The 7,488-nt window shown below is 65.6% G+C and carries 9 protein-coding genes and 1 pseudogene; 5 read left to right on the plus strand and 5 right to left on the minus strand.

What is annotated here, in order from left to right:
• Nucleotides 1–50 precede the first annotated feature (50 nt).
• From BLS25_RS11385 to BLS25_RS16685, 4 genes are read right to left on the minus strand one after another with little or no spacing between them, the layout of a single operon-like run.
• Nucleotides 51–500: a hypothetical protein gene (locus BLS25_RS11385; RefSeq protein WP_074695757.1), complete on the minus strand. Its 450-nt coding sequence runs from the start codon at nt 498–500 to the stop codon at nt 51–53.
• Between the two features lie 18 nt (nt 501–518).
• Nucleotides 519–1,670 (minus strand): WXG100 family type VII secretion target, encoded by a 1,152-nt coding sequence (locus BLS25_RS11390; protein ID WP_074695759.1) that lies wholly within the window; start codon nt 1,668–1,670, stop codon nt 519–521.
• Nucleotides 1,667–1,990 (minus strand): hypothetical protein, encoded by a 324-nt coding sequence (locus BLS25_RS11395; RefSeq protein WP_074695761.1) that lies wholly within the window; start codon nt 1,988–1,990, stop codon nt 1,667–1,669. The genes BLS25_RS11390 and BLS25_RS11395 overlap by 4 nt, the downstream gene beginning before the upstream one ends.
• Nucleotides 1,987–2,358 (minus strand): hypothetical protein, encoded by a 372-nt coding sequence (locus BLS25_RS16685; RefSeq protein WP_143017923.1) that lies wholly within the window; start codon nt 2,356–2,358, stop codon nt 1,987–1,989. Before BLS25_RS16685 ends, BLS25_RS11395 begins: the two co-directional genes overlap by 4 nt.
• A gap of 205 nt (nt 2,359–2,563) precedes the next feature.
• Here BLS25_RS16685 and BLS25_RS11405 point away from each other — a divergent pair, with 205 nt between their 5' ends.
• The 4 genes from BLS25_RS11405 to BLS25_RS11420 all read left to right on the plus strand — a co-directional run bounded on the left by BLS25_RS11405 (nt 2,564) and on the right by BLS25_RS11420 (nt 5,290).
• Entirely contained in the window at nt 2,564–3,193 is a 630-nt protein-coding gene (locus BLS25_RS11405; protein WP_176786357.1) for a uracil-DNA glycosylase, read from the plus strand.
• Nucleotides 3,183–3,500, plus strand: a complete 318-nt coding sequence (locus tag BLS25_RS11410) for a hypothetical protein (RefSeq protein ID WP_074695764.1) — start codon at nt 3,183–3,185, stop codon at nt 3,498–3,500. The genes BLS25_RS11405 and BLS25_RS11410 overlap by 11 nt, the downstream gene beginning before the upstream one ends.
• Nucleotides 3,501–4,437: 937 nt before the next feature.
• A complete protein-coding gene (locus tag BLS25_RS11415; RefSeq protein WP_074695766.1) occupies nt 4,438–4,977 on the plus strand; it encodes a primase-like DNA-binding domain-containing protein in 540 nt (179 codons plus the stop codon).
• A gap of 121 nt (nt 4,978–5,098) precedes the next feature.
• Nucleotides 5,099–5,290: a hypothetical protein gene (locus BLS25_RS11420; RefSeq protein WP_074695768.1), complete on the plus strand. Its 192-nt coding sequence runs from the start codon at nt 5,099–5,101 to the stop codon at nt 5,288–5,290.
• Between the two features lie 723 nt (nt 5,291–6,013).
• Here the strand turns inward: BLS25_RS11420 and BLS25_RS11425 are convergent.
• On the minus strand, nt 6,014–7,069 hold the full coding sequence (locus tag BLS25_RS11425) for a hypothetical protein (RefSeq protein ID WP_074695770.1): 1,056 nt from the start codon (nt 7,067–7,069) through the stop codon (nt 6,014–6,016).
• A 97-nt stretch (nt 7,070–7,166) separates the two neighbouring features.
• Here BLS25_RS11425 and BLS25_RS11430 point away from each other — a divergent pair.
• Nucleotides 7,167–7,488, plus strand: a pseudogene (locus BLS25_RS11430) (hypothetical protein); the annotation flags it as partial.

A 7,488-nucleotide genomic window follows, 5' to 3' on the forward strand; every position in this document is an offset into this window, starting at 1 on the left:
GAGGAGGCGTGGTCATGCGGACTCCTCATCAGGCGGGAACCATGGGGCGTCTACGAATTTGGCTCGTAGGCTTCGACGTCGGCTTCACCGATGTTGAAGCGCTTGATGACATCCCACGCTCGCTCGGAAATGAGCAGGCCGGGAACCTTCTCGCGTAGCGCGAAGTCGTCGCGAGGAAAATCGCCGATCGCCTCGAAGCAAATGAGTTCGGGAATTTCTTTACCCTCGAACTGCCCCAGCTCTTCGGCCTGGGGGTCGAGCCCGAGGGTAAACTGGCGTTCCCTGAGCCCTGAGAACTGTCGCAACTGAGCAGCGAGCTCAGGCGTAGCGAGGTAGGCGCCGTAGACCGTGCTCAGATCGGGCACCGGAAGCTCGAGCACGTTCAGGTCGATAGTGATGTAAGGCTTCCGCCCATGACGCCGGTGCGAAGGGTCTTGGTCGATGACCGCCTTGTCGCCGTAGCTGAAGGGCACTTCCAGCTGGACTCGCGTGTACGTCATGGTAGTCAGCCTATCAACTCATCGAATCGGCGGGATAAAGAGGTGTCCGTATTTGTCGTCGATGTATGTCGCGTGGTCGAGCAGGTCTTGAACCGATGGGTCCGGGTTCATTTCGTAGAATACATCCCATTCTCTGCGAATGGTCTTGAGGTGAAGGGGCGAATTTATCTCATTTGGGATTCCCCGCAAATTCTCAAGGGAATGCATCTGGCTTGGAGTCACGAGGCCCGGAATGTTGACGAGGACTTGCTGCTCAACGGCATGGTGCACCGTCACATCACCAGGCGCAATCTCGGGGTGCGCTTCGAGAAAGGTCTTTCGATACTGCATCCGCGGGGCTACCCCGAAGGACGCAGGCGGGTGCACGACGGGGGTGACTTCCACCTTCGACGGCGCTGCGCCGGGGCGGAAGCCCCGGAGCCAGTCGGCTATGTGGCCGGCGACCTTGCTTGCTGCTCCGGCGAGCTTGTCGATGAGAGGAACCGCGCGCCGCAGTGACGTCAGCAGGTGCTCGAGGAATCGACCCACCTTGGTCGCCAGGGAGGCGACCTTTGTGACGATCTGCCCTACCGCGACGGGTGCGCCGAAGCCCGCTGTCGCAGCCGTGGTGATGGCGGCGCTGATCGCTGTTCCCACCACCTGTGAGATGGCGTCGCGGACCAATTCGTACACGGCCTGCACGAGGGTAGACGCGATCTCCAGGCCTGAGCTGACCGCGTTCGCCCACGTTCCCATCGACGACACGGAGTCAGCCATGCGCTGTCCGTGCGCGCGGTAGGCGTCGACCGCTTCCCCGCTCATCCCCTCGATGTCACCAAGCCGGTGGGCGATGTCTCCGCCGACCTGCTGAAGCTTTCCTGCGGCGTTGGCCCAGGTCTGCGAGAACGCCTGCACCTCGGCGGCGTTGCCGGAGAGGTCCTGCAGCCAGCCCCGGAGCGGCTCGATGTGGTCGATCACCCAACCCAGCCCGTTGGCGATGAGGGTTCCGATGGGGTCGATGACAGCGCCGACGGTGTCCAAGACCGTGGAGAAAGCTGCCACTCCCCCTTCGACCCAGTCGCCAGACTGCAGAGCGTGAGAAAGGTCGGCCGCGTCCTGCAGCAGGTATGCCCCGCCAAACGCCGTGGGCTGAGATGCGGCAGCGGTCGCGACCAGGGGGTTATCGCTCATCCGCCGAGTCCTTGCTCGAGACTTCGTACGACGTCGATGACGGAGTCTTCGAACTCCCGGAAATCGCTCGCCATCCCGCGGACGGCCTCACCGGTTCGCTCAATCACGTCCTCGCCGGCCCGGATTGCGGTTCCCACCGCGTCCGTGGCCATCGAGAATGGCGGCACCATCCACGAGCACAACACTCCGAACGCCCCGCCGGAGAGACTGATCGACTGTAGTGCGGACAGCGCCTGCGCGGCGTCGCCAGAGAGCTGCTCGATCCGTGCTGCGTGCTCATGCAACAGATCCGCGTCGACGCGAATGTCCCCCGCGCTCATCGCGTGCCTCCGGGGCGCCCGAGGTCATCGTCTGCGTTCCGCGCGTCGAGCTCCGCCGCGATGGTCTTCACGATGGGATCGTCATCACCCATGATCTCTGTCGTGGCCGCGAGCGTTCGCGCCCGAGCCTCCCGGGTCGCCTTGCTGATTAGCTCGAAAATCTCGCCAGCGAGGCGGTCGCCACCACGTTCGAGAGCACCGTCTCCGATGCGGAGATCTCGCAGAACCCCCGACGCATCCACTTCGACCGACAGATCGCGTCGAACCGAGATCGCACCACCTCGAACACCATCGAGGGCTGATTGCAGAGCTGGGTACCGCTCCGCACGGCTCTGCGCGCGGCGAACATCGTCCTGCACACGCTGCATAGCCTCGTCCGCACCCCAGACCATACGAGCCCCCTTCGTATCTGCGACTTTCGACGATACGACTCACCTGCCGGCCGGTGGATTAGAACTTTCCCATGTGAGCTCGCCTCTGAGCGATACATCTTCTCGGGCAACGCTGTGCTGGGTGATTCTCCGCCACGAGGCTAGCTCGAAGCGACCTGTTCTGGCCCGATAGCATCCGGACATGTTCCTCGACCATCCCCGCGGGTTTGCACACCCCAACCGCGTCGCCGAGCGCCTCGCGATGCTGGCCACCGAGCCGAGCGTGCAGCCACTACGTGCATGGGCGAACGCCCTCGAGCGAGATCGCGGCGTGACGGTCCCTCAGTTCGATCCGGCGGAAGCAGGCGTCGACGCGAAGGTGCTCTTCGTTCTCGAAGCTCCAGGGCCCATGACCAATGCTGGAAACCCCCTCTCCGGGTCCGGATTCATCTCAGTCGATAACGACGATGAGACAGCGGCGTTCGTGTGGCGCTGCCGTGCGGCCGCCGACCTTTCAGATGGGGCGCTGCACTGGAACATCGTCCCCTGGTACCTCGGGGACGCGTCTGTGAAGCCGAACGCTGCCGAGCTCGCGCAAGGTGGCGCGGACCTGCGAGAGATGCTGACTCTGCTGCCCTATCTCGAGGTGGTCGTCCTCTGCGGCGCGTACGCCCGCAATGGGTGGCGGAGGCACGTCGCGCCGTACCTGACGGATAGCCCGGTGGTCCTGACCACCTGGCATCCGTCCAAGCGGGGAGTGATCTCGCAGGCGCGAAAGGACGAGTTCGCTGCGACCGTGCGGCAAGCGGCGGAGCTGGTCGTTGACAGTTGACGGAAGTGTCGGCGTCATCGCGGCGCCGGAGGCGGGGGCCAGCGTTCTCACCGGCCCCGCACAGGCGGCATCGGACATCGGCGGGCTCAACATCACCGCTGCATGCAAGGCGTGGCTCGGCAACGATTGGTCTGCGGTCACGGTGAACGCATCCGACCCCTACGGGTGGCGTTGCGTGAAGCCCGGGTCATCGGTCGCCGTGTCGGGCAAGGCGGCGATGGACGACGTCTGCCGGATCAACCACGGCGCCGGGGCATACGCCGTGCTCACCTATAGCTCCTCCTACGGCTGGCGCTGCTACCGCTGAGATCGCCCACACCGGGTCCTCCGGTGGCTCGCGACCCGGCAGCGGTGGTCCCCCCGCGGGTGGCCAGATCGGAGGCGGCGGTGGCTGCGTCGCGGACAACGGTATGGGCGGCACCCGTCCCTGCTAAGACCGGGGGTGGCTGGCCCACCCCGCATCTCGCCTACCAGCGGTAGAAGGAGATTCTGAGAGCGCCCCTGATGGCGCACTCTGCCCGAGCTCGGCGCCCAGCGCGCGAACGGTTCAAGAAGCCCCCGGGGAGCATCTGCTCCTCGGGGGCTTTAGTCTCGCTCACCGCTCTCGCTGCATCGCGTACCAGGGCATCCGGTACGCGTGCTCGCCGCGTCGAATGGCAAAAACCCCAGTTCAGGCTTCCTATACAGGTCGAGTTCGCGCGTGGGCGTACCGGCTGCGGTACCACGCTGACTCGCTCGATTCCATTCGCTGACCTGGTCTTTTGCGCCGAAGTACCACGTGTACCACCTGGCGCGCTCAACCTCATGCACGTGTGTGCGCATGCGCGTACGTGTGGAGTTTGTAGATATAGGTGGTACTCCCGGTACATTCACTCTTTCTCTCTCCAAAAGCCCCGGAAAACCGGGCGGGAACGGGGTCTGGAGTGCGTACCGGAAGAAAATCGCTCCCGGTACGTGGCAAAGCCTGGCGTGCATAAATATCACCCCTGAGCTGGTATTTGTTTGACGCCGGTGCGTACCAGATGCATCCGGCTACGTGGTACTTCCGCAGCCCTTGCGCCCCGCCAGCGAGCCCAGCGTGCATCGAGATTGCCTGCATCGGGACTGCGTGCATCGGCTGCGACTGCACGCGGATCATGCCCCATCGAGCTTGTGGGTACCGGCGACGGCAAAGCCGCCGACGGGTGGTTTCCGATGGCTCCGCAACGGTGGGCCACACTCCCATCTCCACTCGAAGGAGCATCATGCAGACGCAGACCATCGCTACCGCCATCAGCTCGCTCAGCGGACTCCTGTCCGAGCCCAAGGCCTCGTTCGAGGGACTCACCACGCTCCACGGCGTCCGCGAGCAGATCTCCGACCTGTTCGACAGCTACGCCGCCGAGCTGCGCGCGGATCCGAACACCGCGCCCATGTGGGACGCTGTCGCCGCGGCTCTGCCGCACCCCTCGAGTGCCACGGTGGCGACCCCTTCCCCCGACGCCCACGTCGCGGCGTTCTGGCGTGAGCACTCCGACCAGTTCACCTGGGACTTCGTACCCACGGTCGTGGTCCACGAGATCTACATCGACTGGATGCGGCGCCGGCACCCGTCCGCGGATCAGCTGACCCGGCTCGCGTTCAGCAGGGCTCTGCGGCGCATCCTCCCCGGCCGCGGCGCCTGGCGCTACACACGGGCTCGCATCGGCGCTCTCGCCCGCGTCGACGAGCCGCTGGCCCGCGGGATCAAGTGGCGCCCGGGCGGAAGCGCCGCGACCTACGGGCTTCGTCGGCAGGCGTCGTGAGCGACGCCTGCGCGGAATCACGCGAGGCGCTCAGCCCCCACGTTCTCAGCCAACTCCTCATCAACAGCGGAAAGACTGGCTATACGATCGTCTTACCAAACCCTATCGAAAGGAAACAAACGTGTCCTTCACGAACTCGCTTCGGTCTTCCCGTCTCGTTGCCGCCGCTGTTCCCGTGGCCCTTGCCGTCGGAGCGGCCCTGACTGTCATCCCCGCGGTTTCCGCCGCGGTCGCCCCCGTCACCGTGCAGGCGGAGGTCGTCCACTACCGGCCCTCGCTGCCGATCGCGAACGGTCCGTCCATTCATTACTGACGCGAGCCCATTTCTCGCGCGCTCCCGATACCTGGCCGGCGGACGCGATTGGCGATCCTCGCCAGTCCCCTGACGGTGGGGGCCTATACATTTCCCCGCCGTGGTCTACGATCCCGGCTAGGCCGGAGGTTCCTGATCAGCTCCCCGCGGCTAGGCCCGGCGGCAAGACCGCCGGGCCTCTCGCCTTCTACGCGTCGACCGCTTGGTTCTGTTGGCGCGAATTACGTTCTCACGGCCCATATCGGTGCAATACTCCATCACATCGGAAACGCAAAGGAGCGACTCATGTTCCGAGCGGGAGGTTTCACCACGCAGCCGAATTGGAACTGCGTGGAAGACGACTTCGTGCTCGGGGCCTGCGCCCATAGGCCCTTTGGCTTCATCAGTCGAAGTCCCGCCGGCGTGTGGACAGCCTTCAATAGCAACGCGCACCCCGTCGGCGAATTCGACACACTTTCCGACGCCCAAAGCGCTTTATGGGCCACACACCAGCCGACTCACACTATTCGCTGCATCGAAACACAGCGCTCGTGGTTGAGCCTCTGCCGACGTGGTGGGCGTCGAGATAGTGAAGGGGTTGTCAGCTGAGCGGACCCGCCGCGATACGAGGTCTCGTGGGCGGCCGCCCTCCCAACGCAGTCGGGTCGACGTCGCAACGACAGCTAAGGTGCGGCAGCATGACTGGCACTAGCCACAGCTGACCCCGTGACCGTCGCTACAGCGTCAGCGGCGTTGTTGAAGGTCGGCCCACTGCTGCGGCGTCTTCACCTTCAGCCAGGCGGCGAGGTCGGGGAAGTCGTCGTAGACGCTCATCGTCGTGAACAGCGTTCGGCCCCGCGCGTCCCTGCCCCGCAGCCGCCCGGCCGACAGAGACGCGAGCGACGCGATCTCGGACGCGGGGACCACCCGCGAGCGGCGCAGTCCCGGGCGGACAACCAGGTGATCATCGAAGCCGACGATGCGCGCGCGCCCGACCGAGAGCGCCCAGACGAAGATGACCGCACCGAGAACGCCGAGGGTGCTCAACCACATGGTGACCCCGACGACGGCGAGGGGGCCGCCTTCGACGATCGCGGTGACGGCGAGGATGACCGCGCCCGCGAGGATGACGAGACCCGTACCGCGGGCGATGAGATGCTGCGAGGGGGCACGCTCGACGACGAAGAGAGGCCGTGGGGAGTCGTCATCCTTCGGCGGAGCGCTCTCTTCCCGGAGGACGGGGCGCGGCTCGCGTCTCGGTTGGTTTCCGATACGCCGACGCCAGATCAGATATCCCACCACGGAGAGCACTCCCGCTAGCCCGATGAGCGCCAGCCAGGGAATGTTGATGAGGAACGCCGTGGGGATGGCCATGAGGGAGTAAGCGAAGACCGCTTGGATCGTCGTTTCTTTCTGCTGGCGCCTCTTCCAGGTCGCTTTCCAGTCGATCTGGGCGTGGCTCTTCGACGCTGCCCACGCGGCGGCGCGCAGTTGCGGGTCCGCGGCCGCTCGAGCGACCTCCTCGTCGGGCCACTCGCTGCGCTGCCACCCACGCGGCTCGGCGGTTCCCTGCATCGCCGCGCGAAGGAGATTGCGGAAAGCGTCGTCCTGCCGCAGTCCCCGCCGCAGCGCCCCCTGGGAGGCCGCGGTCGGGCGGAACAGCTCCTGCGCACCCGGGACGACCTCATACAGAGCTCGAGCCTCCGGCGACAACAGGCCGTAAAGACGCGTGGGAGACCAATCCGGGTCCTCGAAGGCGACGTCTCGGGAGCCGTCCTGAGGCGGGAGATCGTCCGTCACGTGTCGATTCTCTCAGCCGCGGGGAGCTCGTCGGCCCGGTGTTTCGCTCCCCGTCCAGCTCGCTTCCTCCCGTCACGTGACTCGATAGGTTCGACTTGTGACCATCCCCCCACTGCCGCCCACCCCGCAGACCGCCCAGACGGCCTCCGTCCGCCCCGCCTCAAACGGTCTCGCGACCTCGGCAACAGTCCTCGGAGTGGTCGCTCTCGTCTTCACGGCATTCAACATCGTGCCGCTCCTGGGGCTCTTGTTCCTGCCGTTGGCTATTCTCAGCGCGATCGCCGCCATACTCCTCGGCCACTTGGGGTTCAGCGCCAGCCGCCGGGTGGGCGTCGGCCGGAAGCTCGCGATCGTCGGCCTCGTAACGGGGTACATCGCCGCGGCGGCTCTCGTGTGGTACCTGGTCTCGTGGGCGGTCG

The organism is Microbacterium testaceum StLB037 (assembly GCF_900104345.1).
GTDB lineage: Bacteria > Actinomycetota > Actinomycetes > Actinomycetales > Microbacteriaceae > Microbacterium > Microbacterium testaceum_A.

Coding starts and splice junctions, on each gene's coding strand:
- BLS25_RS11385 (WP_074695757.1), bottom strand. CDS start 500: ATGACGTACACGCGAGTCCAGCTGGAAGTGCCCTTCAGCTACGGCGAC.
- BLS25_RS11390 (WP_074695759.1), bottom strand. CDS start 1,670: ATGAGCGATAACCCCCTGGTCGCGACCGCTGCCGCATCTCAGCCCACG.
- BLS25_RS11395 (WP_074695761.1), bottom strand. CDS start 1,990: ATGAGCGCGGGGGACATTCGCGTCGACGCGGATCTGTTGCATGAGCAC.
- BLS25_RS16685 (WP_143017923.1), bottom strand. CDS start 2,358: ATGCAGCGTGTGCAGGACGATGTTCGCCGCGCGCAGAGCCGTGCGGAG.
- BLS25_RS11405 (WP_176786357.1), top strand. CDS start 2,564: ATGTTCCTCGACCATCCCCGCGGGTTTGCACACCCCAACCGCGTCGCC.
- BLS25_RS11415 (WP_074695766.1), top strand. CDS start 4,438: ATGCAGACGCAGACCATCGCTACCGCCATCAGCTCGCTCAGCGGACTC.